Here is a 25,840-nt window from a genome sequence, read left to right as displayed (position 1 = left end):
ACGTGCGCAAGGGACTGTTCGCCGGCGTGGTCGGCCTGGGTGTGGCTGCGATCCTGTGGGCGGGGGCGGGGCTGGCGCAGTCCCCGGCCCCCACCCCCAGGGCGTTGGAGCTGGCTCGGGCACTGGCTGACAGGGTCAACGCCGACGATGTGATGCAGCAGGTGCTGGCCGCCACGGTGCAACCGCTGACCTTCAACCTGAAGGCCGCCAACCCGGGGCGGGAGGCGGAGGTGGACGCCTTGTTCGAGCAGTCGCTGCTGCCGGCGTTCCGCAAGGCCATGGCGCCAGTCATCGACAGTTACGCCCAGGCCTACGCCGCGCGCTTCACCGAGGCGGAGCTGAAGACCATCCTGGACTTCTACGCTTCACCCACCGGCGCCAAGATGCTGAAGGAAATGCCGGTGGTGCAGCAGCGCGGCCGGGGCCGGGCGCAGGCCCTGCTGCCCCAGGCCCTGGGGCCGGTGGTGAGCGACTTCATCACCACGTGCAAGGGCAATGGCTTGACCATTCCCCAGGGGTGAGGGCGGGGCGGACCGGGCATCCACCCACACCGGAACTGACGATATAATACGCGCGGCATTTGATCGTGACCTCTCAAATGCCGCCTCAAGCGCCGGCGGGCGCATCCGCGCCCTTTGGCTTCCTCGCTGCGCCCTGCGGTGCTCGCTCCGGCGCCCGCAGTCGCGGGCTACAGAGGCACGAGTCTCCATCTCGTGCCTCTGGTATAGGCATCCCTGCGACATTCAGCCCAAGGTGGTGGTGGCCGATTTCAGTCGGTCGGCCGCTGCGGTAGGCTGGCGCTCTCAATCCACCATCACAAAAGGCCGCTAGGCCGGAAGGGGAGTACGGGTGCTTAAGAGAATTGCCGCCGGTTTGATCGGCGCGTCCATCATGGCCGCCGTGCCGGCGTATGCCCAGACCGCTGCGGCGCCGTCGCCCAAGGCGCTGGAACTGGCACATAAGCTGGTGGCCAAGACGAATGCCGCCAACCTGATGCAGCAGCTCATCCCCACGGTCATCGAGCCCGTGGTGCAGAAGCTGAAGATCGCCAATCCGGGGCGGGAGGCCGACGTGCAGACCCTGGTGGACAAGCGCCTGCTGCCCGACTTCAACACGGCGATGGCGCCATTCTTCGATGCCGTCGCCGCGACCTATGCCGAGCATTTCACCGAAGCGGAGCTGGGGCAGATTCTGGCCTTCTACGACACGCCGGCCGGGGCCAAGCTGGTCACCGAAATGCCGGCGCTGCTGCAGCAGACCATGGCCAAGTCCAAGACCATGCTGCCGCCCGTCCTGGGCAAGGTGATGAATGACTTCGCCGCCGCCTGCAAGGGCGAGGGCCTGACGGTACCTCAGGGCTGATCCTGTGCCGGAGAGGGGGCGGTGCCCACCGGCGCCGCCCTGTCCCCCTGGGCGTGCTCATCTGGTGGCGATTCGCCCTATGAACGGTGGAATCCCTGCCGCATCACCATTAAAGTGCCTCCGTCGTTTCGATCCGCCCCATGTGACGCCCCATCCCGCGCGGCGCCGGGTGGTTCTGGCCCTCCCGAAAGCCAAGGGGGACGGCCCCGTCGCCGGCCGCGACGCTGGCATGCTGCGACTGCAAACGGCTCTCAATTTTTATAATTGGAATTATTCTAAGATGCGGCTATGGTCCTGTTCGTCGGTAGGGCGAACGCCGCAGGGCCTCGGATGGGTCCGCGGCCGGTGCGCCCCACCGAAAAGAACGCGATTGCCAATCCGCGATTGACCAATTTCAACCAGCCAAGGAATTTATGATGTCCCTCATCAATACCGAAGTGAAGCCCTTCAAGGCGACCGCTTATCACAACGGCAAGTTCGTGCCCGTCACCGAGGCCGACCTGAAGGGCAAGTGGTCCGTGGTGGTGTTCTACCCGGCCGACTTCACCTTCGTGTGCCCGACCGAGCTGGGCGACCTGGCTGACAACTACGCCGAGTTCCAGAAGCTGGGCGTGGAGATCTACGGCGTGTCGACCGACACCCACTTCACCCACAAGGCCTGGCACGACACCTCCGACACCATCGCCAAGGTGCAGTACCCGCTGGTCGGCGACCCGACCGCCACGCTGGCCCGCAACTTCGACGTCCTGATCGAGGAAGAGGGCCTGGCCCTGCGCGGCACCTTCGTGATCAACCCCGAAGGCCAGATCAAGCTGTGCGAGATCCACGACAACGGCATCGGCCGTGACGCGTCGGAGCTGCTGCGCAAGGTGAAGGCCGCTCAGTACGTCGCCAGCCACCCCGGCGAAGTGTGCCCGGCCAAGTGGACCGAGGGTGCCGAGACCCTGAAGCCGTCGCTGGATCTGGTCGGCAAGATCTGATTTAGCGTTGGTTGATGCCGGACCGGGACGGCGACGTCCCGGTCCCTGTCCGGGGGCCCTCGGGTCCCCGGACGCCTCCGGGCCCTGCGCCCCTGGGGGCTTAGGTCCGGGCCGCGACGCCGCCGTGACGCTCTGGGTGGCGCGCCCGCTTGAACAGTCCGCCTGCGATATTACGTTTCAAAATGCGCACCTGGCCGCCGCATGGCGCCGGTGACCGCCCCCTCTTTGCCCGCCCTTCCCCTCCCTCTCCGCCAGAAAGCCCGCCCCGATGTTGGACGCCAATCTCAAGACCCAATTGAAGGCCTACCTGGAACGGGTGAAGCAGCCGATCGAGATTGTTGCTTACCCGGACGATAGCGCCACCTCCCGCCAGATGATGGAGTTGCTGGCCGATATCGCCGAAGCCTCCACCCTGGTGAACATCAACGAGAACGTGGACGGCGCCGGCCGCCGCCCGTCCTTCACCGTGAACCGCCCGGCCGGCGACATCGGCATCCGCTTCAGCGGCCTGCCCATGGGCCACGAGTTCACCTCGCTGGTGCTGGCGCTGCTGCAGGCTGGTGGCTACCCGCCCAAGGTCAGCGACGAGGTGATCGAGCAGATCAAGGCCATCGAGGGCGACTACCACTTCGAGACCTTCATCTCCCTGACCTGCCACAACTGCCCCGACGTGGTGCAGGCGCTGAACCTGATGGCGGTGCTGAACCCCCGCATCCGCCATGAGATGATCGACGGCGGCGTCTTCCAGGATGAGGTGACCAAGCGCCAGATCATGGGCGTGCCGGCCATCTTCCTGAACGGCGAACCCTTCGGCCAGGGCCGCATGGACCTGGAGGAGATCCTGGCGAAGCTGGACACCAGCTCCGTCGCCCGCGAGGCCGCCAAGATCGACGCCAAGGACCCGTTCGACGTGCTGGTGGTGGGCGGTGGCCCCGCCGGCGCCGCGGCCGCCATCTACGCCGCCCGCAAGGGCATCCGCACCGGCATCGTGGCGGAGCGCTTCGGCGGCCAGGTCATGGACACGCTGGGCATCGAGAACTTCATCTCCGTCACCGCGACGGAGGGCCCCAAGCTGGTGCGCAGCCTGGAAGAGCATGTCCGCAGCTATGAGGTGGACATCATGAACCAGCAGCGCGCCAAGGCGCTGGCCACGGTCGACGGCCTGCACGAGGTGACGCTGGAAAGCGGCGCCAAGCTGAAGGCCAAGGCCCTGATCCTGGCCACCGGCGCCCGCTGGCGCGAAATGAAGGTCCCGGGTGAGGAGCAGTACAAGACCAAGGGTGTCGCCTTCTGCCCGCACTGCGACGGCCCCCTGTTCAAGGGCAAGCGCGTGGCGGTGATCGGCGGCGGCAATTCCGGTGTCGAGGCGGCCATCGACCTGGCCGGCATCGTCGCCCATGTCACCCTGCTGGAGTTCGACAGCCAGTTGCGCGCTGACGCCGTGCTGGTGACCAAGCTGAAGAGCCTGCCCAACGTCACCATCCTGACCCAGGCCCAGACCACCGAGGTCACAGGCGACGGCCAGAAGGTGAATGGCCTGGTCTACAAGGACCGCGCCTCGGGCGAGACGCACCGGCTGGCGCTGGAGGGCATCTTCGTGCAGATCGGCCTGCTGCCCAACACCGACTGGCTGCGCGGCACGGTGGAACTGACCCAGCGCGGCGAGGTGATCGTCGGCCACCATGGTGAAACCTCCGTCCCCGGCATCTTCGCCGCCGGCGACGTCACCACGGTGCCCTACAAGCAGATCATCATCGCCATGGGCGAAGGGGCCAAGGCCTCCCTGGGCGCCTTCGACCACCTGATCCGCAGTTCCGTCCAGGCCGCCTGAGTCGCGACGGCATAAAGTACAGCGCCCACCTGGGGTGGCGTCGGACCCGTCCGGCGCCCTCTCCAGGTGGGCGTTTTCATTGGGGGAATCGGGGTTGCCGAGAGGATAGGTGACGGGGCCTTCGCCACGTCCCTAAACTGCCTGTCTGATCCCTTATCTGGACCATTCCGCCCCCATGTCCCATCCCGGCTTCATCCACCTGCGCACCCACTCCGCCTATTCGCTGTCCGAGGGGGCGATCAAGGTGAAGGAGCTGGTGAAGCTGTGCACCAAGAACGCCATGCCGGCGGTGGCGGTGACGGATACCGGCAACCTGTTCGGCAGCCTGGAATTCGCCATGGCGGCGTCGGACGCGGGCGTGCAGCCCATCGTCGGCTGTCAGATGTGGATCGGCCGCTGGGGTCCCGCCGCCACGACGCGCGGGCCGCAGCGCCCCGGCACCTTCGGCGCCGACCAGCTGGTGCTGCTGGCGCAGAACGCCACGGGCTACGCCAACCTGATGGAACTGATCAGCAAGGCGTACATGGAGACGGAGCCGGGGCTGGAGCCCCAGGTGTCCGTGGCGGCGCTGGACGGCCACAGCGACGGCTTGATCGCCCTGACCGGCGGCATCCACGGCGGGGTGGGGCGCCTGCTGCTGGAAGGCCAGGCGCCGGCCGCGACCGAGCTGCTGCTGGAACTGAAGCGCTTGTTCCCGGGCCGTCTCTATGTCGAGCTGATGCGGCATGACAAGGATACGGCCATCGGCCGGGCGGAGCAGCGCATCGAGGGCGCGCTGGTCGATCTGGCTTATGCCCACGACCTGCCGCTGGTCGCCACCAACGACTGCTACTTCGCCACCGCCGACATGTACGAGGCGCACGACGCCCTGCTGTGCATCGCCGACGGCGCCTTCATCATGCAGGATGACCGCCGCCGCCTGACGCCCGACCACTACTTCAAGAGTGCGAAGGAGATGCGGGAGTTGTTCGCCGACCTGCCGGAGGCGGTGGACAACACGGTGGTGGTGGCCCAGCGCTGCGCCTACATGCCGCGCAAGATCAATCCCATCCTGCCCAACTTCCCCACCGTGGAAGGCCGGACGGAGGCGGAGGAGCTGCGCGCCCAGGCCCATGACGGCCTGACCTTCCGCCTGAACCGCTATGTCTTCACGGCGGAGATGGGGGAGGAGGAGAAGGCGGACACGGAGAAGCGCTACCGCGAGCGCCTGGATTACGAGCTGTCCGTCATCGAGCGCATGAAGTTCCCCGGCTACTTCCTGATCGTGTCGGACTTCATCAAGTGGGCGAAGGACAACGGCATCCCCGTGGGGCCGGGCCGTGGCTCGGGCGCCGGCTCCCTGGTCGCCTGGTCGCTGCTGATCACCGACCTGGACCCCATCCGCTTCGGCCTGCTGTTCGAGCGTTTCCTGAACCCCGAACGCGTGTCCATGCCCGACTTCGACGTGGACTTCTGCCAGGACCGCCGTGACGAGGTCATCCGCTACGTCCAGGCCAAGTATGGCCACGACCGCGTGGCCCAGATCATCACCTTCGGTAAGCTGCAGGCCCGCGCTGTGCTGCGCGATGTGGGGCGCGTGCTGCAGATGCCCTATGGCCAGGTCGACCGCATCTGCAAGATGGTGCCCAACAACCCGGCCAATCCCGTCACCCTGCAAGAGGCCCTGGATGGCGAGCCGCTGTTGCAGGAGATGCGCCGCCAGGATGAGACGGTGGACCGCCTGATCGGCGTGGCGCTGAAGCTGGAAGGCCTGTACCGCCACGCCTCCACCCACGCCGCCGGCGTGGTGATCGGCGACCGCCCGCTGGACCAGTTGGTGCCGCTGTACCGCGATCCCCGGTCGGACATGCCGGTCACCCAGTTCAACATGAAGTATGTGGAACTGGCTGGCCTGGTGAAGTTCGACTTCCTGGGCCTGAAGACCCTGACGGTGTTGCAGAAGGCGGTGGAACTGATCCGGCCGCTCAATCCCGACCTCGACCTGCTGAACCTCGACCTCTACGACGAGAAGACCTACAGGCTGCTGGGCCGGGCCGAGGCGTCTGGCGTGTTCCAGCTGGAAAGTTCGGGCATGCGCGACGTGCTGCGCCGCATGAAGCCCAACCGCATCGAGGACATCATCGCGCTCGTGTCGCTGTACCGGCCGGGCCCGATGGACAACATCCCCAAGTACATCAAGGTCAAGGACGGGCAGGAGGAGCCCGACTACATGCATCCCTCGCTGGAGCCCATCCTGAAGGAGACCTTCGGGATCATGGTGTACCAGGAGCAAGTGATGCAGATCGCCCAGGTGCTGGCCGGCTACAGCCTGGGTGGCGCCGACCTGCTGCGCCGCGCCATGGGCAAGAAAATTAAGGAGGAGATGGAGAAGGAGCGCTCCAAGTTCGTCGACGGCGCCACGGCGCGCGGGGTGGACGCGGACCAGGCGGGCCTGATCTTCGACCAGGTGAACAAGTTCGCGGGCTACGGCTTCAACAAGTCGCATGCCGCCGCCTACGCCCTGGTCGCCTACCAGACGGCCTATCTCAAGGCCAATTACCCGGTGGAGTTCATGGCCGCGTCGATGACGCTGGATCTGGGCAACACCGACAAGCTGAACCAGTTCCGCCAGGAACTGGACCGGCTGAAGATCAAGCTGCTGCCGCCGGACATCAACCGGTCGGGCGACATCTTCCGCGTGGAGAAGCTGCCCAACGGCGAGCGCGCCGTGCGCTACGCCCTGGCGGCGGTGAAGGGCGTGGGCGGCCCCGCCATGGCGGCGGTGGTGGCGGAGCGGGACGCGGGCGGCCCCTACCGCGACCTGTTCGACTTCGCCCGCCGCCTGGACAACAAGGTCATCAACAAGCGCCAGCTGGAGAATTTGGCCGCCGCCGGCGCCTTCGACAGCCTGGTGCCCAACCGTCACCAGGTTCATTCCGCTATCGAAATCATGCTGCGCTACGCCCAGGCCGAGGCGGCGGAGCGCGAGAGCGGCATGAACAGCCTGTTCGGCGCTTCCGCCCCCCTGAAGGCGCCGGAACTGCCGCGCGTGGTGGATTGGGAGCCGCTGGAAAAGCTGCGGCACGAGTTCGAGGCCATCGGCTTCTACCTGTCGGCCCACCCGCTGGACGCCTTCGCCGCGCCGCTGGCCAAGCTGAAGGTGGTGCGCTTCGCCGACTTGGCCGGGGTCATCGCCCGCGGCGGCGGCTCCACCCGCTTCCGCATGGCCGGCATCGTCGTGGCGCGCCAGGAGCGCACGGCCAAGAGCGGCAACCGCTTCGCCTTCATCGGCATGTCGGACGCCTCCGGCGTTTATGAGGTGACGCTGTTCTCCGAGGCGCTGGCCCCGGCGCGGGAGCATCTGGAGCCGGGCAAGGCCGTGCTGATGACGGTGGACGTGCAGCAGAACGGGGAGGAGCTGCGCCTGACCGGCAGTGGCGTGCAGTTGCTGGAGGATGAGGTCGCCAAGGTGGCGTCCGGCCTGCGCGTGACCCTGAAGGATGAGACGCCGGTGGAAGGCCTGCAGACGGTGCTGAAGCGCCTGCCGGCGGGCCGGGGCAAGATCCACCTGATGGTGGAGGTCGAGCGGCTGGAGGTGGAGCTGGTGCTGCCCCAGGCCTATCAGATCAGCAGCGCCAGCCGCTCCGCCCTGCGCTCCATCCCCGGCGTGATCGACGTCCAGGACATCTGAGCCACAACAAAAAGGGCGGCCCCCGGGATGGGAGGCCGCCCCTTGCTATCTCTCGGGTGCGTAAGGCGGCACGAGATAGTGACTCGTGCCGCTGTAGGCCCCGACTGGGGCCGCCGGAGCGAGCACCGCAGGGCGCAGCGAGGACAAGCCTAGGCGGACGGATGTCCGCCGCCCGGCGACTGAGGGAGCATTTGAACGGTTACGTTCAAATGCCGGGCGTATTAGTTCATCGCGCCCTGCATGCTACCGGCCGCCCGTTCACTATCCGGGATGCCGGGTGTGGCGCACATGGTGCTGACCTGCACCCAGCCGCCCTGGCCCTGGTCGCTGACGGGCGCGTCGCCCTCGCCGGCGCGCATGGACGACTTGATGACCCACTGGCCACCTTGGCTTTCAACCCAGGTGTCGATGCCTTCCAGGCGGCCCTTGCCCTGCGGCATGCCGAACACCACCGGGGCGGTCCACACGCGGGGCTCGGTGCCCTCCAGGCAGACCGGCTTCGGCACGGTGTCACCAGGCTTCATGGCCGTGTTCACCTTGCCGGTGCCGGTGGAGAGCATGCCCCGGGGCCGGACGATATAGGTGTGGCTTTCGGTGCTGTACGACGACGTGGTCGTCGTCGTGGCGGGGCCGATGGCGCCCTCGTCCCCCATGGGGGCAGGCGGCGGGGCATTGGCCTCGGGCGGGGCCATGGTGGTGTCGTTGGGGTCGTTCGCGGTCTGGGCCAGGGCCGTGCCGCCGATCAGACCAGTGGCCAACAGCGTGGCCGCAAGCAGGTGCATCCGCATGTCCATCTCCTTCGTGTTCGATCAGCCTGATCCGGGTTGGCGCGCCGCCTGACACCCAAACCCCAAAAGGACGGGGAAGGTTCCCGCAAGGGATGGGGCGAGGGGCGGCGGCGACATAAGCCGTGAACCTGGATCCGCCATCGGTGAAACTTGGCGGTTCAATGTGCGGGCGGGGGGAATACTGTGAGCTGCCCTGCGGTTATTGATGCCGCCGGATTGTGTCCACCGTTGGGCCGAATCTGGATGGTGATGGGGCTTGTTTGTTACAAGCCGGGCCGGACCTGCCCATTGCGTCGCGGAGAGGGATGGGCTTTGCCGGGTGGGCCGAATGCGGCCCGGCGGTCAGGCCGCCGGACCGATGTCCTCCGGCGCGGGGTCATAGGCGTTGACATGGGGAATACGGGCCTGCAGGCGGCCCAGCAGGTTGATCAGGGTGTCGACCTCGCGCGGGCTGAGGTCCGCCAACAGGCGCCGTTCCCGCTCCAGCGCCATGACCAGGATGCGGTCATGCAGGTCACGGCCGGCCACGGTCAGCGTGGCCTCGCGGCCCCTTGGCTCCGCCGGGCGGAACTGGATCAGGCCGCGATCCTCCATCAGGGCATAGCTGCGGCTGACGGCGGCCTTGTCCATGCCGATGATCTGGCAGATGCGGGCGGCGGTGCACCAGGGCTCCGCCACCAGGTGGACGATGATGCGCCATTCCACCACCCCGATGCCGAAGTGCTTGAAATAGAGGCGCGAGGCGCCGCTGGACAGCTTGTTGGCGATGGAGTTCAGAAAGGCCGGGACATAGCGGTCCATGTCCAGCTTGGGGCCCATGTCCAGGGTCAGGTCGTTGACCGGCTGAGCCAGCGGCTGCGGGCGGGAAGGGGGCATGGTGGGTCCTGTTCTCATGCGCGACCCCGTCTTCGGGGGGTCTTGTTCCCACGAACGCCTGGACGGGGCCGAACCCCGTCCAGGCTTGTGATCACAATGACCTTGTCACCATAGGCCGGAATGCACAAGGCCCGGTTCGCGGTGCGAACCGGGCCTTGCGGGAAGAATGACGGCGCTTGGGGCCGGCTTACTTGCTGTCGTAGTCCGGGATGGCCGGGAACTGGTCCGGATCCACCTTGCCGTTGTGGATGTAGTTGTTCTGCCGCTGACGATACAGCGAGCGCATGGTGGCGTAGTAGTCCACGCTGTTACGCTTCATGTCGTCCAGCACGTCCAGGTACTGGGCGCGCACGTCGATGGCATAGACGCCAGCCCGGGTGTAGCTGGCCCAGTCGTCGTGGGTGTTGCTCAGGTAGCGCGACACGGGGTCGCCATAGGCCTCGACGCCGAAGCCCACGGCATCGCGCAGCGTGGACGGGCCCAAGAAGGGCAGCACCAGGTAGAAGCCTTCGGGCATGCCCCAGACGGCCAGGGTCTGGTCGAAGCTCTCATACTCGTAAGTCAGCCCGTGGTCGCCCGCCACGTCGATCAACCCGCCCAGACCGATGGTCGAGTTGATCAGGAAGCGTTCGGTGGCGACACCGGCGCCTTCCCAGTCGCCTTGCAGCAACTTGTTGGCCAGCGTCAGCGGGGAACGCAGGTTCCACAGCACGTTGCGGATGCCCGTCTGCGCGAAGTCCGGCACCACGGTGCGGTAAACCTTGGCGGCGGGGCGCAGCAACACCGTGTCCACGCCTTCGTTGAACCAGAAGATGGCGCGGTTCATCCCCTCCAGCGGGTCGTTGGCGTCCTCCTCCTGGGCGGCGGCGATGGCGGCGCGCGCCTCGGCCGTCTTGGCCTCGGCCACCTCGGTGCGGGTCTCGCCGCCGCCGGCATCGGCCGCCGGCGCGGTGGGCTGGCCGGCATCCGGTGCCGCCGCCGTTTCCTGCGCGCGGGCGCCAGTCGGCAGCAGCAGGGGCAGCGCCAGGAGGCCCGCCAGGGCGGCGGCCTTCAGGCCCAGCCGGCGGGGCCGGGCGGCCCGAGGGGCGGCCAACGGAGCGATCAGGGGGGCGGACGGAACGGTGGTGGAACCGGGACGCAGCATCGGGGGGATGCCTCCAGCAGCGGGATAGGAACGGCCGGAACTGGCCTGGGGTGGGACGCCGTCTGGCCGGGGCACGCGGGCCCACACTCCATACGGATGGAACGGCCAGAACCTGTCACGCCGTCCAAACTCAACCATAACGGGGCGCCGGCCAGGCCCAAATGGGAAAATTTGCGGCCCCGTTGCCGCTTGCGCATGGCGGCTTTGTCATTTGGGGGGCGTTGTAAAAGTGTTGTTTACCAACGGGGCGGTGCCAACCATGCTGGGCGCCACCGGCTTTCACGGTCCAGACTGCGACAGTTTGCGCGCCAGGGCGCGTAAAAGAGCCGATTGCGCGGCTGTGCCCGGCGGCGGTCCACCCCGCCACCTCCACCACCCCGCACCGTCGAAACCGCGCGTTCCGCGCAACATGAAGGGACACCCGATGCATCGCCCCCTCGCGCCCCGCCATCGCCTTCTTCGTCCGGCTCTGCTGGGCGCCTTGGCGCTGACGGCGGCGTGCGCCAGCCACAAGACCTTCTACAACGTCACCACCCCACTGGGGCAGACGCTGGGCCGCACCACGTCGGAGGATGCGGCCAAGGTGGCCTTGCGCGCCTGGTTCATCCGGGTGGACACCAACCAGGACGGCAAGTTGTCGCTGGATGAATTCCAGGTGGAGGCCGACGCCGTGTTCGCCCATTACGACCTGAACGGCGACGGCGCCCTGAACGTGACGGAACTGGAGAAGGTGCGGCGCGCCGACCGGATGGCGATGATGGGCCAGGACGGCCGGCCGCCCCGGGGTGGGCCTGGTGGTGGACCTGACGGCAATCCTGAAGGCGCCGGCCCGGATGGAGCGCCGCCCGATGGCGGCCCGGGTGGCCCCGGTGGCCGGGGCGGCGGCATGGGCGGGGGCCGGGGCGGGGTCGACCCCATCATGGCCGCCGACACCAACCTGGACTTCCGCGTGACCCGGGATGAGTTCCGCGCCTACGCCCGCGCCCTGTTCGAGGTCATCGACGCCAACCACGACGGCCAGTTGACGCTGGAGGAGATCGAGAAGGTCGACCTGACGGTGCAGGAGCCCGGCGGCGGCGGCCGCGGTGGGGGCGGTGGCGGCATGGGTGGCGGCCGGCATGGGGGCGGCGGCATGGGCGGCGGTGGCATGGGCGGGGGCCGGGGCGGTATGTGACCGTCCGGCGTCAGCCGATGAAGGCGGTCGAAATCGGCCGCCGGAATCGGTTAAGGTCCTTTCCGATAAGGCTTTGGCCCCATCATGCCTTTGGCCGCCTCACGGTGGTCAGCTCCTCGGAAGGATACTCATGGACCGGTGGATCGAAAGCGTGCTGTTCGCCAGCCGCTGGCTGCTTGCCCCCCTCTACCTTGGCCTGGTGGTGGCCCTGCTGCTGCCGCTGGCGGGCTTCGTCCATGAGTTGTGGCTGCTGGTCAACCACCTGCTCACCGCCACCTCGCATGAGATCATCCTGGGCCTGCTGTCCCTGATCGACCTGTCGCTGATCGCCAACCTGGCGCTGATGGTCATCTTCGCGGGCTATGAGAACTTCGTCTCCAAGATCAGCGTCGCCAGCCATGCCGACCGCCTGGAATGGATGGGGGAGGTCGACTTCGGCGGCCTGAAGCTGCGCCTGATCGCCTCCATCGTCGCCATCTCCGGCATCCAGTTGCTGCGCGCCTTTATGAGCGTGGGCGACTACAGCGACCGTGACCTGATGTGGTCGACCCTCATCCATGTGGTCTTCGTGGCGTCCGGTGTGCTGCTGGCGCTGATGGACTACCTGACGGCCAAGGCCCACAAGCTGGAACATTGAGGGAGGGGCTTCACGCCGCCTGATCCTCGGGACGGCGTGCCCGGAGGGCGGCCGCCACCTGGTCGATGACGGGCGCCCAGTCGCCCTGCCGCTCCTGGCGGAACAGGCGCGTGGCGGGATACCAGGGGGTGTCCTGGCGGTCCAGGCGCCAGCGCCAGTCGGGCGCGAACGGCAGCAGCAGCCACACCGGCCGGCCCAGCGCCCCCGCCAGATGGGCCACCGCCGTATCCACCGTGATCACCAGGTCCAGCGCCGCCAGCAGCGCCGCCGTGTCGGTGAAGCCGTCCAGCGCGATGTCGGCTATGCCCAGCGCCGCCAGCGTTTCCTCATCCCCGTGCCGCCGGTCCGTCTGCACGGGCCAGAGCGTCATGCCGGACACGGCGGCCAAGGGGCGCGCCAGCTCGGCCAGGGGGATGCTGCGCAGGCGGTCGGCCCGGTGCGCCGGATTGCCCGACCAGGCCAGCCCCACATTCAGCGTCCCCGCGGTCAACCTGCCGCGCCACGCACGCGTCCGGTCCGGGTCCGCCACCAGATAGGGCGCCGGCGCTGCCAGGCCGTCGGCACTTCGCACCCCCAGCACCGCCGGCAGGCTCATCAGCGGCACATGCAGGTCGACGGCGGGCAGGGGCCGGCCCCGCGCCGTCACCTCCACCCCCGTCATCCCCACTAGGCCGGCGCGCAGCAGGGCCAGCAGCGGCGGCTGCACCTCCAGCACCACGCGTCCGCCTTTGGCGCCCCCTGTCGGCAGGCGCGCCAGGAAACGCGCGAACTGCAGGGTGTCGCCCAGCCCCTGCTCGGCATGTACCAGCAGGGTGCGGCCCGCGAGATCCTCCCCCTGCCATTCCGGCACGGTGAATCCCCGGTCGGCCAAGTCCTCCACCCCGCCGCGCCAGCGCCAGCCATAGGCGGGCCAGCCCCGGGCGTCGTCCCCCGCCAGCAGCCAGGCCAGCGCCTGGTTGAAGCGCACGACGCCGTTGTCCGGCGCCAGGTCCGCCGCCGCCGCGTGCACGGCCAGCGCCTCTTCCACCTTTCCCTGTTCCGCCAGGGCCTGGCCCAGGTTGGACAGATAGGTGGCGTCCGTGGGCGCCAGGGCGACGGCCCGCCGGTAACTCTCCACCGCCGCGGCGCCGTGACCCGCCAGTTGCAGGGCCGTGCCCAGGTTGACATGGACGTTGGCGACGTCGGGCGCCAGCGCCGCGGCCCGGCGATGCAGGGCCAGCGCCTGCTCCAGCTGGTCCTCCGTCTGCAGGACCAGGCCCAGGTTGGTCAGGGCGTCCGGCCATTCGGGATACAGATGCAGGGCGCGGCCATAGGCCGCCTTGGCCTCCGCCCGCCGCGCCTGGTCGGCCAGGACGTTGCCCAGGCCCAGGAAGGCGGCGGCGTTGTCGGCGTCGCGGCGGATGGCGTCGGCATAGGCCGCCAGGGCGGCGGCCTTGTCGCCCGACGCTTCCAAGGCCATGCCCAGTGTGACGCGGATATCGGCATCCGCCGGGGCCAGCGCCGCCGCCATGCGGAAGGCGGCGATGGCGCCGGCCAAGTCGCCCAGGCCCTGGCGCGACAGGCCCAGGCGCAGGTGGGCGTCGGCGTCGCCCGGTTGCAGGAACAGGATGCGCTGATAGACGATGATGCTGTCGGCCAGATGCCCCAGGGCATGGAAGGCGTCGCCCAGGGCCCGCAGGGCCGCGACGTTGCCCGGCTGGGCCGCCGCCACGCCGGCCAGCATCTCCGCCCCCTCCACCAATCGCCCGGTCCGGCAGAGGATGACGCCCAGCAGGTGCAGCACGGCCGTCTCGTTGGGCAGGCGGCGCAGGATGGTCCGGCACAGCCGTTCCGCCTCATCCAGGCGGCCGGCGCGGTCATGATGCTGCGCCTGCCCGAACAGGGCCGCCAGCTCCGGCGATACCATCAATCGTTCCTTGGATACCGCCGTCATGTCGCTGCCCCCAATTCCCCCGATGCTTGCAGTGTGGCGAGAAAGGGGAGGGACCACCACCGGCGGGGGCGGCGGTCGCCCCTTGCGGAAATACCGCGCCAGCTTTGGCGTCCTCATCCGTGTAGCTAAAATTGAATTTATTTTCGCCGGCGGGGCCGGGGCGGAGTGCTCCCGGGTGGGTGCCCCCGGCGAGCGATGGTGGGGGCGGCGATGCTGAGCGGTCTGGCGATCTCCGGGTCCGGGGTGGAGTCCTTCGACTTCCGCTTTTCCAGCGGCGTGCTGACGCCCAACGACATGCTGGACAGCGCCACCACGCCACCGGGGCGGTATGTCTGGGAGGTGGCGCGCCGCACCCTGGCCGCCTGCCCGGACGCCGACGCCGTGGTGGTCTCCAATCCTATCCTGCCCATCCGGGGCGCACGTCTGGCCAAGTTGGCGCTGGCGGGCGGGCCCTTGCCCTGCCCGGCGGTGCTGACGGACGAGGGCACCTTTCCCATCGCTTACATCCTGCCGCGCCGGCTGCTGGACGAAGGCCTGGGCCGCTTCCTCTGCCTGCTGTCGGTCAGCCGCTCCGCCGCCGACGCCCAATTGCTGTCACGCCTGACGGGGGGCGGCTTCGTGCCCCGGCGGCCTACTGCGCTCCGCGCCATCGGCACCCTGCCGGAAAGCACGCCCCAGGGTTATGTCCTGGGCGACAATCTGGAGGCCTGGCTGGTCCAGTGCGTCAACGCCGTCACCCTGATGCGCAAGCGTGACGATTGGCGCGACCTGCCCTTCGCCGCCCACCATCCCGGCCATGCCGGCGACGTGCTGTTCTTCAGCCTGGCCTCCCGCCTGGTGCCGGATGAACACCTGGCCTTTCAAAGCCAGGTGGTGTGCCGCGCCTACCTGGATATCTTCCACGATTGCGGCAACCGGCTGGCGCCCATCGTGCTGGACATCCCGCCGGCGCCGCGCAACACCGACGTGGGCGATGGCCAGTATTTCATCGACAGCCTGGCCCACCTGCCACCCGGCGTGGCGGAGGAGACCTTCATCGTCTTCTCCCGCTATTCCAAGGCCTACGCCAAGTCGCCTTTCAACCTGATCGACCATGCGCGGTTCAGCCTGGGCGACCCGGTGGCCACCTTCGCCGATACGCTCTATGGCCGCCCGCCCCCGGTCCCCCATCATACCGCCGCAAGTCGGGAAGCCCCTTTGGCCCCGGGCGCGCCGCTCAAGGTGCTGATGCAGCTGACCGGCGGCTGGGACCTCAAGACCTATCCGGCCCGGGATCGCCGCGTGCTGATCCGCGCCCTCATCGATTTGGGCTGCGCCGTGACGGTCATCGACCTGCCCGACGCCGCGGCGGACGGCGCAACGGTCGTCACGGCCGGCAGCACGGCGGCGCTGAAGGCCTTGCTGGCCGACCATCACGTTTTCGTCAGCGTCGACAGTTTCCCCCGCATTTCGCCAGCCAGGTTCTGGGCCATCCCACTGTGGCCATTTTCGGCTGCACGGCGCCCGGCAATTCCGACGCGCCCCGGCGCGCGGGGTATCGCCTGCCGGCACCCGCCTTGCCCTGCGGTCCCTGCGGCTGCCTGGACTATTGCCCCGTGCTGATGATCCGGGACTGCACCAACCAGCCGCGCCCCGCGCAGCTGGTGGCCGCCATCCTGGATGTGGCGGCGGAGGTTTACGGCGCCGGGACCGGCGTGGCGCCGGGCCTGGGCGACGCCGCGTAGACGGGGGAGGGGACCGATGCTGGGCGGTATCGCGATCACCGGTGGACGACTGGAGGCGTTCGACTTCCGTTTCTCCATGGGCCCGCTGTCCCCGGGGGAATTGCTGGACAGCGCCACCTCACCCCCCGGCCGTTATGTCTGGGAGGTGGCGCGCCGCACCCTGGCGCGCGTGCCCCAGGCCGACGCCGTGGTGGTTAGCAACCCCCTGCTGGCCTCGCGCGGCGCCCGGTTGGCCGACCTGCTGCGCGGCGGTGACACGCTGCGCTGTCCGGCAGTGCTGACGGACGCGGAAACCTTCCCCGTCGCCTACGTCCTGCCACGCGCCCTGTTCGACCAGGGCTTGGGCCGCTTCCTCTGCCTGCTCTCCGCCAACCGGGCGGCGACGGACGCGCAACTGCTGTCGCAACTGACGGGGCAGATCGTCCCCCGGCGCCAGACGCCGCTAAAGCCGCTGGCGCCCCTGCCCAAGACCACGGCCCAGGGTTACATCCTGGGCGACAACCTGGCGGCCTGGCAGGCGCAGTGCGCCGACGCCGTGCGGCTGATCCGGTCGCGGCCCGATTGGCGCGACCTGCCCTTCGCCGCCCACCATCCCAACCACGCCGGCGATGTGCTGTTCTTCAGCCTGGCGTCGCGCCTGGTGCCGCCGCAGCGCCTGGCCTTCCGCGCCCAGGTGGTGTGCCGCGCCTATCTGGACATCTTCCGGGACTGCGGCAATCGGCTGGACCCCATCGTGCTGGACATCCCGCCCGTCAGCCGCACGGGCAGCGTCTCGGACGGGCGGTATTACCTGGACAGCCTGGCCCATATCGATCCCCAGGCGCGGGCCGGCACCTTCATGGTCTATTGCCGCTTTTCCAAAACCTATTCGCGGACGCCCTTCAACCTGGTGGACCAGGCGCGCTTCGCCTTGGGCGATCCGGTGGCGACCCTGGATGACACGCTGTATGGCCGGGCGGCGGCGGCCCAGCTTCCCTTGGGGCACAGCCGCTGCGCCCGGCCGCCGGCCCCCTTGCGCGTGCTGATGCAGCTCTCGGGCGGATGGCCGCTGAAGGCCTATCCGGCGCGCCAGGCCCGGGTGCTGGTCCAGGCGCTGGCGCGGCTGGGCTGCGCCGTCACCGCGTTGGACGCGCCGGCGGAGCTGGTGGCGGCGGGCGCCATTCCGGCCACGGCGGGCAGCACCGACCGGCTGGCCGCCCTGATCCGCGACCATCACGTCGTCCTCAGCGTCGACAGCTTCCCCCTGCATTTCGCCAGCCAGGTGCTGGGCCATCCCACGGTGGCGGTGTTCGGCCCCACCTTCCCCGGCAATTCCGACGCGCCCCGCCGCCTGGGCTATCGCCTGCCGCCGCCCGCGCTGCCCTGCGGTCCCTGCGGCGGCTACAAGGCGTGCCCCCTGGATGAGGGGGCGGAGTGCCACAACCATCCCCCACCCGCCGACCTGGTGGCCGCCATCCTGGAGGTGGCGGCGGAGGCGTACGGCGGCACCGTCCTGCAAAGAGGAGACGCGGCATGATCCCGCCCCTGAGCCTGCGCGTCCTGGCCTTTTTCGACGCCCGTTTCCAGTCCGGCCCCCTGGGGCAGGCGGTTGGCGGCGGCGATCCCTGGGCGCGGGCCCTGGACGCCTATCCCGCCCGCCGCCACCACAGCCCCCTGTTGCAGCCGGGCAAGGCGCTGGGCCGCTATGACCTGGCGGATGCGGCCAGCGCCGGCCGGGTGGTGGCGGTGGCGCGCGCCACGGGCATCGGCGGGTTCGTCCTGGACTGCCACCGTGTCGGCGACCAGTACCTGACCGGGGCGGAGTGCCTGGACGCCTGGTGCGACGACGATTTCGGCCTGGCCTTCCGCTGGACTCCGCCGGCGGGCCCGGCGACGGCGGCGGACGCCGCCGCCCTCATGGCGGCCATCACCGGGTTCAGCCCGCTGCTGGCCGATGGGCGCCAGGTCCTGGTGGTGAATGAGCCCTACCGCCTGGCCGATCCGGCGGGCACGGTGGCCCTGTTGCGCCGGGCGGCCGATGCCGCCGGCCTGGACGGCCTTTACCTGGTGGCCACGGCGGCGGAGGCGCGCGGCGGGCTGCTGGACGCCGGGTTCGACGCCCTGCTGGACCCCGGGCCGGCGCAGTGGCGCTCCTGCAAGCCGGCGGAACTGCTGAACGGCTACACCTTGCTGCAGGCGGAAGCCGGGCAGGCCGATGGCGGCATGTTCGACGACACCATCATGACCTACGCCCACTTCGTGAACAGCCGCATGGTGGACCGGCCGTCCCGCGGCAAGGTCCTGCCCCGCGTGATGCTGGACTATGCCGACTGGCCCGACCATCCCCAGGGCGGCGCCACCCTGCTGGCCAGCACGTCCCCCACGCTCTACCGCCGCTTCCTGGCCGGGGCCCTGACCTATGTCGCCCAGCATTTCCCCGAGACCGAGCGGCTGGTGTTCATCGACAGCTGGAACCACTGGCGCCAGCGCAGCCAGATCGAGCCCACCACCCAGTTCGGCAGCACCGTGCTGGATGAGACCGCCAACGGTATCCGCCAGGGCGGCTACGTCGCCCTGACCCGGGTGGGCGAGCCCACCCCCGGCCGGTCACCCGGGGTGGATCACGACGCCATCGCGGCGCTGTGCCGCCAGATCGAGGAGGGGCTGTCAGTGCCGGCCTGACCGTTCGCCCCGTGAGGCGGCGCTGGTGAAGAAGTCAAGCAGGCCATAGGGGGCGCTGTCGCCCAGGCAGAGTTCCAGGATGTGGTGCGCCTGTTCCGCCGCCGCCGCACCGCGCGGGAACATCATGGCTTCATAGGCGGCCAGCGCCGCCTCGGTATCGCTCGGGTGGGCCGCGGTGGCCTGTGCCAACTCGGCGCCGTCCAGCATGGCCAGGTTGGCGCCCTCGCCGGCCGGCGGGGCCAGATGGGCGGCGTCCCCCAGCAGCGTGACGCCCGGGACGCGGTCCCAACGGTGGCCCTTGGGCAGGGTGTGGAGGGGGCGCGGCACCGGCGGCGTGTCGCTGTGGGTGATCAGCGCGGTCAGGGCCGGCGCCCAGCCGTCGAACTCGGCCGCGATGCGCGTCTTGGCCGTGGCCGCGTCGCTGAAATCAATGGCGGCGATCCAATCGGCCGGCCGCTTCAGGCCGATATAGGCGTGCAGGGTGCCGCCCGGTTCGCGGTGGGCGAAAATGCCCTGGCCCGGCGTCATGGCGAACAGCGCCCCGCTGCCTACCGCCTGTGCTGCCGCCGGGTGGCGCGTGTCGGCGTCGAACAGATAGGTTTCGATGAAGGCCGCCCCGACATAGGTGGGCGTGGCGTCCGACAGCAGCGGGCGAACCTTGGACCACGCGCCGTCCGCCCCCACCAGCAACCGGGTGGTCGCGGTGGACCCGTCGGTGAAGGTCAGCGTGTGCCGGCCGCCGCCCAGCGCCGCGACGCCGGTGAGCTTCCGGCCCCACTGGATGGTTCCCGCCGGCAGGCTTTCCATCAACAGGCGCCGCAACTCCCCCCGCAGCACCTCGGGCCGCCCGCCCGTGCCGTCGTCCGGCTGTTCCATCAGCACGGCGCCCTGGGGGTCCAACACCCGCGACGCCTCCCCGCCGGGATGGATCAGGGCGCGGAAGGGATCAAGCAGGCCGGCAGCCCTCAGCGCCCACTGCCCGTCCCGTTCATGAATGTCCAGCATGCCGCCCTGCGCCCGGGCGCCGGCCGATGCCTCCGCCTCATAAATGGTCGCGGCGATGCCGTGGACATGCAACACGCGGGCGAGGGTGAGGCCGCCCAGGCCGGCGCCGACGATCGTGACGGGTGGCGTCATCACGGGTTCCTTTCAGGACATTGGAACGGCGTTCCATCGATATCAATTGGAACGCCGTTCCATGAATGTCAAGATGGCGGCATGACGAAACGGGCTGACCGGCGCGGCGACGCGCTTTCCAAGGAAAAGATCGTGGCGGCCGCGATCCTGCTCCTCGATGCGGAGGGGGAGGGGGGGCTAACCTTCCGCGCGCTGGCTGCCCGCCTGGCGACGGGCAGCGGGGCGATCTACTGGCATGTCGCCGACAAAGGCGACCTGTTGGCGGCGGCCACGGGCACGATCATCACCCAGGCCCTGGACGGCGTGGCCCCGGACCTGGACCCCCGACAGGGCATCCGGGCCTTGGCCCTGCGGCTGTTCGACGCCATCGACGCGCACCCCTGGGTGGGCGCCCAAGTCTCGCGTGAGCCGTGGCAGCCCGCGATGCTACGGATATTCGAGGGGATAGGCGGCCGTCTGATGGCCCTGGGCGTGCCGCAGCCCGCCTGGTTCGACGCCTGGTCCGTGCTGGTCAACTACATCTTCGGCGTCGCCGGGCAGAACGCGGCCAACGCCCGCCTGCATGCCCCCGACACCGACCGATCGGCCGCCCTGGCCACCATCGCCGCGCGCTGGGCGCAGTTGGACGCCGCCGAGTATCCTTTCCTCCGCCAACTGGCGGGGCCGCTCCGGGACCATGACGACCGCGACCAGTTCCTGGCCGGCCTCGACCTGATCCTGGCCGGTATCGGGACGGTGCGATAGAAATTCCCCGCCGGCGTGGCAACCGGCGGGGATCAAGCAGCGATCCCAAGCGGGGAACCCAAGCGGGGATCCTAAGCGGGGATCCCAAGCGGGGATCAGGGTGCGGAGTGATAAATCTCAGCTCCCTGCGCCAGGAAGGCCTCCGACATCTCGGCCATGCCCTTCTCGGCTTCGACGAAGCTTCCCTCCACCCCGGCCAGGTCGCGCACCTCCTGGCTGATCTTCATGGAGCAGAACTTCGGCCCGCACATGCTGCAGAAGTGCGCCAGCTTGGCGCCGTCGGCGGGCAGGGTCTGGTCGTGGAACTTCTCCGCCGTTTCCGGGTCCAGCGACAGGTTGAACTGGTCGCGCCAGCGGAACTCGAACCGGGCGCGGCTGAGGGCGTCGTCGCGCAGCCGGGCGGCGGGGTGGCCCTTGGCGAGATCGGCCGCGTGCGCCGCGATCTTGTAGGTGACGACACCCACCTTCACGTCGTCGCGGTCGGGCAGGCCCAGATGCTCCTTGGGCGTCACGTAGCAGAGCATGGCGGTGCCGAACCAGCCGATCTGGGCGGCGCCGATGGCGCTGGTGATGTGGTCGTAGCCGGGGGCGATGTCGGTGGTCAGGGGCCCCAGCGTGTAGAACGGCGCCTCGCCGCACCACTTCAGCTGCAGGTCCATGTTCTCCTTGATCTTGTGCATGGGCACATGGCCCGGGCCCTCGATCATCACCTGCACGTCATGCTTCCAGGCGATCTGCGTCAGCTCGCCCAGGGTCTTCAGCTCGGCGAACTGGGCGGCGTCGTTGGCGTCGGCGATGCTGCCGGGCCGCAGGCCGTCGCCCAGCGAGAAGGCCACGTCATAGGCCTTCATGATCTGGCAGATTTCCTCAAAGCGGGTGTAGAGGAAATTCTCCTTGTGATGCGCCAGGCACCACTTGGCCATGATGGACCCGCCGCGCGAGACGATGCCGGTCACGCGCTTAGCCGTCAGGGGGATGTGGGCCAGGCGCACGCCGGCATGGATGGTGAAATAGTCCACGCCCTGTTCGCACTGCTCGATCAGGGTGTCACGGAACACCTCCCACGTCAGATCCTCGGCCTTGCCGTTCACCTTCTCCAGCGCCTGGTAGATGGGCACGGTGCCGATGGGCACGGGGCTGTTGCGGATGATCCATTCGCGGATGGTGTGGATGTTGCGGCCGGTGGACAGGTCCATGACCGTGTCCGCACCCCAGCGGATGGCCCACACCAGCTTGTCCACCTCTTCCGCGACGCTGGAGGTGACGGCGGAATTGCCGATGTTGGCGTTGATCTTGACCAGGAAGTTGCGGCCGATGGCCATCGGCTCCGATTCCGGGTGGTTGATGTTGTTGGGGATGATGGCGCGGCCGCGCGCGATCTCATCCCGCACGAACTCCGGGGTCACGAAGTCCGGGATGGCGGCGCCGAAGCTCTCGCCGTCCCGCTCCAGCTGTTCCTTCAGCGCCTGGCGGCCCAGGTTCTCGCGGATGGCGACGTATTCCATTTCCGGCGTCACGATGCCGGCGCGGGCGTAGGCCAGCTGGGTGACAGCCCGGCCATCCTTGGCGCGCAGGGGCAGGCGGCCGGCGCGGTCGAACACCGGCACGGGGCTGCTCTCGCCCTCCTTCAATCCATTGTCCACCGCCTTGATGGCGCGGCCCTCATAGCGCTCCACATCGCCCCGGCCCTCGATCCAGGCGCGGCGCAGCTCGGCCAGGCCTTGGCGGATGTCGGTGGTCACGGCCGGGTCGGTGTAGGGGCCGGACGGGTCGTAGACGCGCACCGGCGGCTCATTGGCGCTGGGCGACAGGTCGATCTCGCGCATGGCCACGCGCAGGTCGGGGTGCAGGGTGCCCGGGATGTGGACCTTGCGAGAGGCGGGCAGGGGCCCGGTGGTGACGGCGAAGCCGTCGCCTCCCGGAATCGCGGCCGGGGTCAGGGTATCGGGCATAGGGTCGTGCTCCTCCGTAGTCCGGCGCCCTTGGCTCTCTGGCCGTTGATGCGTCCGGCACGTCACATGTCGCCAACCCGGGGCAACGACGGTGGGGAGGAGGAAGGCGGCCGCTTGCGGTTCGCGGCCTACAGGGCGGATGCGCGTGTGGTCCCCAATGGCGGGTGGATACGCGAAGGCCCCTGTTCCCATCCCTACGCCGGTACGATCCGGATCAGGTTCAAAGGGTCCCCGCGTCTCTCCGCGGATCTCAGCGCCCTCCGGCGCACCCCTGGAACGAAGGCTGCACTGTGCGCGCCCGAAGGCACGGGTGTCAATGGGCGGGAAAATGGGGAGGTGGGGGAATGATGCCCCCGGCTACGCGGTCAGGGCTGCGGCGTGACCTTAACCACAGGCACGCCTGTGCGCTTCAGGGCGATGACGTAGCCGGCGACGGGCGTCAGCGTGTCACCTACATTGCGCCAGGCACCCAAGATGTAGGTCGTATCCTCCCGCCAGCCCAAGGTAGCGTGGGACAGGCGCAGGGTAAGGGACTTGCCGGGTCCTCGCCATGTGAGCAGCGGGGCTTCGGTGACGAACAGCGGCCAACTGGCTTGCGCCATATCCGGCACCAGTTCCAGGGTTCCTGTCGGCGGCAGGCCACCGGCGACAACGCCAGGCAGGGCGGGAAAGGTTTTATGTGCCCCTGGTCCGCTGGCGTCTTGGCTCCACCCGCTCTTCTCCACCATCGCGGCCCAGCCGGCCAGCTGGCCCTTCAGGGCATCGCATAGGGCGGTGTCGGCCGTGCATCCGCCCTCGGTTACCTCATAGGTTGTGCTGTACTCGGCTGCGACCTGGCAACTGTCGGTCCAGGCGCCGTTTACCAGGCTGTGGGTGCGCAAGGTGGCGGCAGTGATTTGGTTCTCACTCACGATGAAGGCGGCGGTGCCGGTGACGCCCGTGCTGATCTCGCCCGCCGTGGCACTGGTGGATAAGGCCCCGGCGTTCAGACAATAGCTGCTTTCGTCGGCCTTTTCGGGTGGGGGCAGGGGCGCCACGGCGTCCGGACCGTTCAGCTTGAACCAATCGAAGTACTGGCAACTCATGGAACCACCCACGGTCGACAGTACCATGTAGGCGGGGGGCGTGCCGAAGCGGTGTAGGTCGATCTGGCCGTTGGTTATCTTGTTCAGGTATGGGGCCAGGCGGCGGTTCCAGACGGGGGTCAACTCCTGGTTATCGGTGGCGGCATGCACCAGGCCGGCCTTGATCGCCTGGTCGCTCAGGTTGTCCCCCGGTGGGGCGCCGTCGGGCATGCGCGCAGCGCCCAGGGTGGCGGCTACCCGCTGGCAGAAGGGGGCGAAGGGCGTGCCGTCCGCCAGAACGGACAGGGCAGCTCGGCGGAAGGGCAGGGTCTTCGCCAGGCAGGCCTGTGTTTCCTTGCGCACCCAGTCTTCTGGCAGGGGCGGGGTGGAGGTCTTGTCGCAGCTCTGGTTGCGGTAGGCCAGCCAGCGGCGCTCCTCCGCCCGGATGGCCTCTGCATCCCGGCCTGCCTTGGCCAGGGCCTGTTTGTAAAGCCGCGCGATGTCCGCATCCATAGCCGCCAGCGCCGGATCGGCGCAGATCGCCTGCTCCGTCAGGGACTTGGCGTCGGCGCAGTTGAAGCTGGGGGTGGGGGTGCCGGCAAGGGCGGTGCCGGCCCACAGTAGCAGGGTAATGATGGCGAGCGGACGGGGCAGATGGGGCACGATCAGGCGATCCGGGGAGTGAAACAAATGCGGGGCGTGAGGTGGGCGTATTATGGCTTGCCGGTCTCTGCCGGGGTAACGGTGGCCTGTACCGTCGGCGTGCCGACGTTCTCGGGGCTGGTGATGAAGGCGGCGGCCGGCACCCACTTTTCACCCTTCTTCCGCCAGACGCTGATCATGAAATCATGCAGCGGGTCCCCGTGAGAGGTGGACAGCGCGTTGATACCGACCACCATCGCTTCCTTCGGCCCACGCCACAAATAGTGGGGACCACCCTCGACCTGGGAGTAGGACCAGCCTTCCAGGCTGGGAAAGGCGTTCAGGACCGGGTTATGCATCACCGTTTCGTCCACCTCGATGGTCGTGTTCTCCAGGCCGGGGAAACGATATCCCGGCCCAGGGCCGTGGGTGTCCGGTTCCGGGCCGCCGAAGATGCGGGACCATTCCAGCACATGGCTTTTGAGCGCCTGGCAGGTCGCCCCATCCGCGTCACAGGCGGACTCCCTCAGGAAGTAGTCCTTGGCGTAGGTGACGTCGATGTCGCAGGCGTCGCCCCATTGCGCGCCCTGGGCCTGGTGGATGCTCAGGCTCTCGGTGTTCCACATCACCAGGGCCGGATGGCTGGCCGCATCGCCGGCTAGGGTGACCATGTCGAAGCCGGTTTCATTCAGCCCGTAGTCACAGAAGTTGTCGTCAGGCTCGGTCAGCAGGGGTAGCGCCCGGGCCGCGCCGTCGGGCCCGCGCTGGAAGACGACGAAGTTGGAGCAGGCCATCGAGGGCTTGCTCACGACGCTGATTTGGGCGAGAGCATACTCCTTGCTGAACGCGTCGACCCGACCATCGTCAGACTCATCCTCATCAAGCAGTTCGTGGGCCATCCGGGACATTTGCGCCACTTGCTCGGACGGTAGTGGCTTTTCCGGTGTTGGCTCAGAGAGTAGGCCAGCCACTTCCAACCGGTCCTTCAATGTGCCGTCTGGAACGCTGCCATGGGCATTACGCAGGACACGCAAGGTGGCGGCGGCCCGCTCGCAAAGGGGCAGTGGCGCCTTTTGGGCGGCCAGCACGGACAAGGCGGTGCTGCGGGCGGTCAGCCATTTGGGCAAGGTGTTTTGGGCCACCCCTTTCTGTGCCTTGGCGTCCAGGACCTGCCCATCCCTGACGAACAGGGCGTCACGTCCCAGCAGCCAGCGTCGCTGCTCGATCTTCAGGGTTTCCGCCGCCGGTCCGGCCTTGGCCAGGGCCTCCTTGTAGAAGCCGGCGATCGCCACATCCAAGGCGGCCAGCTTGGGATCGGCGCAGATGGCCTTCTCCGCCGGCTTGGCGGCGGCGGTGCAATCGAAGCTGGGGCCGGTGGTGGCCGCGTGGGCGATGCCGGAAAGAAGCAGAGCGGCTGCGGTCAGGGCGGGAAGGCGGTTCACGGTGGCAGGCAACCGGCGGTGGAGGGTGCCGATAGAATTAAGCATCGCTGCCAGGAATGCCAGAGGATGTCGGCGGCGG

20 protein-coding genes and 1 riboswitch are annotated in these 25,840 nt (G+C 68.8%); of the genes, 12 read left to right on the top strand and 8 right to left on the bottom strand.

Annotated features, from left to right (window positions below; translation table 11 throughout):
* Window positions 1-2 precede the first annotated feature (2 nt).
* The 5 genes from ULB03_RS17025 to dnaE all read left to right on the top strand — a co-directional run bounded on the left by ULB03_RS17025 (window position 3) and on the right by dnaE (window position 7,843).
* Window positions 3-521: a DUF2059 domain-containing protein gene (locus ULB03_RS17025; RefSeq protein ID WP_322484320.1), complete on the top strand. Its 519-nt coding sequence runs from the start codon at window positions 3-5 to the stop codon at window positions 519-521.
* A 328-nt stretch (window positions 522-849) separates the two neighbouring features.
* A complete protein-coding gene (locus tag ULB03_RS17020) occupies window positions 850-1,362 on the top strand; it encodes a DUF2059 domain-containing protein (protein ID WP_322484319.1) in 513 nt (170 codons plus the stop codon).
* A 416-nt stretch (window positions 1,363-1,778) separates the two neighbouring features.
* On the top strand, window positions 1,779-2,342 hold the full coding sequence (ahpC, locus tag ULB03_RS17015; protein ID WP_145608432.1) for an alkyl hydroperoxide reductase subunit C: 564 nt from the start codon (window positions 1,779-1,781) through the stop codon (window positions 2,340-2,342).
* A gap of 268 nt (window positions 2,343-2,610) precedes the next feature.
* Entirely contained in the window at window positions 2,611-4,173 is a 1,563-nt protein-coding gene (ahpF, locus tag ULB03_RS17010; protein ID WP_322484318.1) for an alkyl hydroperoxide reductase subunit F, read from the top strand.
* A gap of 175 nt (window positions 4,174-4,348) precedes the next feature.
* Window positions 4,349-7,843, top strand: a complete 3,495-nt coding sequence (gene dnaE, locus ULB03_RS17005) for a DNA polymerase III subunit alpha (protein WP_322484317.1) — start codon at window positions 4,349-4,351, stop codon at window positions 7,841-7,843.
* Between the two features lie 221 nt (window positions 7,844-8,064).
* On the opposite strand, the gene ULB03_RS17000 is transcribed toward dnaE, so the two are convergent.
* From ULB03_RS17000 to ULB03_RS16990, 3 genes are all read right to left on the bottom strand, one after another.
* Complete coding sequence (locus tag ULB03_RS17000; protein ID WP_322484316.1) at window positions 8,065-8,631, bottom strand: hypothetical protein; 567 nt, start codon at window positions 8,629-8,631, stop codon at window positions 8,065-8,067.
* 342 nt (window positions 8,632-8,973) lie between these two features.
* Entirely contained in the window at window positions 8,974-9,507 is a 534-nt protein-coding gene (locus tag ULB03_RS16995) for a MarR family winged helix-turn-helix transcriptional regulator (RefSeq protein WP_322484315.1), read from the bottom strand.
* A 187-nt stretch (window positions 9,508-9,694) separates the two neighbouring features.
* Window positions 9,695-10,651 (bottom strand): MlaA family lipoprotein, encoded by a 957-nt coding sequence (locus tag ULB03_RS16990; RefSeq protein WP_322484314.1) that lies wholly within the window; start codon window positions 10,649-10,651, stop codon window positions 9,695-9,697.
* A 424-nt stretch (window positions 10,652-11,075) separates the two neighbouring features.
* Here ULB03_RS16990 and ULB03_RS16985 point away from each other — a divergent pair, with 424 nt between their 5' ends.
* Both ULB03_RS16985 and ULB03_RS16980 read left to right on the top strand, forming a co-directional pair.
* Window positions 11,076-11,825, top strand: a complete 750-nt coding sequence (locus ULB03_RS16985; RefSeq protein WP_322484313.1) for an EF-hand domain-containing protein — start codon at window positions 11,076-11,078, stop codon at window positions 11,823-11,825.
* Window positions 11,826-11,955: 130 nt separating this feature from the next.
* On the top strand, window positions 11,956-12,462 hold the full coding sequence (locus tag ULB03_RS16980; protein WP_322484312.1) for a TIGR00645 family protein: 507 nt from the start codon (window positions 11,956-11,958) through the stop codon (window positions 12,460-12,462).
* 10 nt (window positions 12,463-12,472) lie between these two features.
* On the opposite strand, the gene ULB03_RS16975 is transcribed toward ULB03_RS16980, so the two are convergent.
* Window positions 12,473-14,368, bottom strand: a complete 1,896-nt coding sequence (locus ULB03_RS16975) for a tetratricopeptide repeat protein (protein ID WP_322484311.1) — start codon at window positions 14,366-14,368, stop codon at window positions 12,473-12,475.
* 237 nt (window positions 14,369-14,605) lie between these two features.
* On the opposite strand from ULB03_RS16975, the gene ULB03_RS16970 reads away from it, so the two are divergent.
* The 4 genes from ULB03_RS16970 to ULB03_RS16955 are packed head-to-tail and all read left to right on the top strand — an operon-like array spanning window position 14,606 to window position 18,780.
* Complete coding sequence (locus ULB03_RS16970; protein WP_322484310.1) at window positions 14,606-15,997, top strand: hypothetical protein; 1,392 nt, start codon at window positions 14,606-14,608, stop codon at window positions 15,995-15,997.
* On the top strand, window positions 15,991-16,119 hold the full coding sequence (locus tag ULB03_RS16965; protein WP_322484309.1) for a hypothetical protein: 129 nt from the start codon (window positions 15,991-15,993) through the stop codon (window positions 16,117-16,119). The genes ULB03_RS16970 and ULB03_RS16965 overlap by 7 nt, the downstream gene beginning before the upstream one ends.
* Before the next feature lie 16 nt (window positions 16,120-16,135).
* Entirely contained in the window at window positions 16,136-17,635 is a 1,500-nt protein-coding gene (locus ULB03_RS16960; RefSeq protein WP_322484308.1) for a glycosyltransferase family 9 protein, read from the top strand.
* Window positions 17,632-18,780 carry a glycoside hydrolase family 99-like domain-containing protein gene (locus ULB03_RS16955; protein WP_322484307.1) on the top strand — a complete coding sequence of 383 codons (1,149 nt, stop codon included), beginning with the start codon at window positions 17,632-17,634 and terminating at the stop codon, window positions 18,778-18,780. Before ULB03_RS16960 ends, ULB03_RS16955 begins: the two co-directional genes overlap by 4 nt.
* On the opposite strand, the gene ULB03_RS16950 is transcribed toward ULB03_RS16955, so the two are convergent.
* Window positions 18,766-19,917, bottom strand: coding sequence for an FAD-dependent oxidoreductase (locus ULB03_RS16950; RefSeq protein ID WP_322484306.1), 1,152 nt, complete (start codon window positions 19,915-19,917; stop codon window positions 18,766-18,768). The genes ULB03_RS16955 and ULB03_RS16950 overlap by 15 nt on opposite strands.
* Window positions 19,918-19,998: 81 nt before the next feature.
* Here ULB03_RS16950 and ULB03_RS16945 point away from each other — a divergent pair, with 81 nt between their 5' ends.
* Window positions 19,999-20,661 (top strand): TetR/AcrR family transcriptional regulator, encoded by a 663-nt coding sequence (locus ULB03_RS16945; protein ID WP_322484305.1) that lies wholly within the window; start codon window positions 19,999-20,001, stop codon window positions 20,659-20,661.
* Between the two features lie 95 nt (window positions 20,662-20,756).
* Here ULB03_RS16945 and thiC read toward each other — a convergent pair whose 3' ends face one another.
* The 3 genes from thiC to ULB03_RS16930 form a co-directional block, all read right to left on the bottom strand.
* Window positions 20,757-22,613 carry a phosphomethylpyrimidine synthase ThiC gene (gene thiC, locus ULB03_RS16940; RefSeq protein ID WP_322484304.1) on the bottom strand — a complete coding sequence of 619 codons (1,857 nt, stop codon included), beginning with the start codon at window positions 22,611-22,613 and terminating at the stop codon, window positions 20,757-20,759.
* Between the two features lie 172 nt (window positions 22,614-22,785).
* Window positions 22,786-22,896, bottom strand: a riboswitch (TPP riboswitch).
* Window positions 22,897-22,978: 82 nt separating this feature from the next.
* Window positions 22,979-24,340, bottom strand: a complete 1,362-nt coding sequence (locus ULB03_RS16935) for a lysozyme inhibitor LprI family protein (RefSeq protein ID WP_322484303.1) — start codon at window positions 24,338-24,340, stop codon at window positions 22,979-22,981.
* 50 nt (window positions 24,341-24,390) lie between these two features.
* Window positions 24,391-25,761: a lysozyme inhibitor LprI family protein gene (locus tag ULB03_RS16930; protein WP_322484302.1), complete on the bottom strand. Its 1,371-nt coding sequence runs from the start codon at window positions 25,759-25,761 to the stop codon at window positions 24,391-24,393.
* Between the last annotated feature and the right edge of the window lie 79 nt (window positions 25,762-25,840).

The sequence above is a fragment of the Nitrospirillum goiasense genome (genome assembly GCF_034427435.1).
GTDB lineage: Bacteria > Pseudomonadota > Alphaproteobacteria > Azospirillales > Azospirillaceae > Nitrospirillum.
This window is presented reverse-complemented; position numbering and strand designations above follow the sequence as displayed.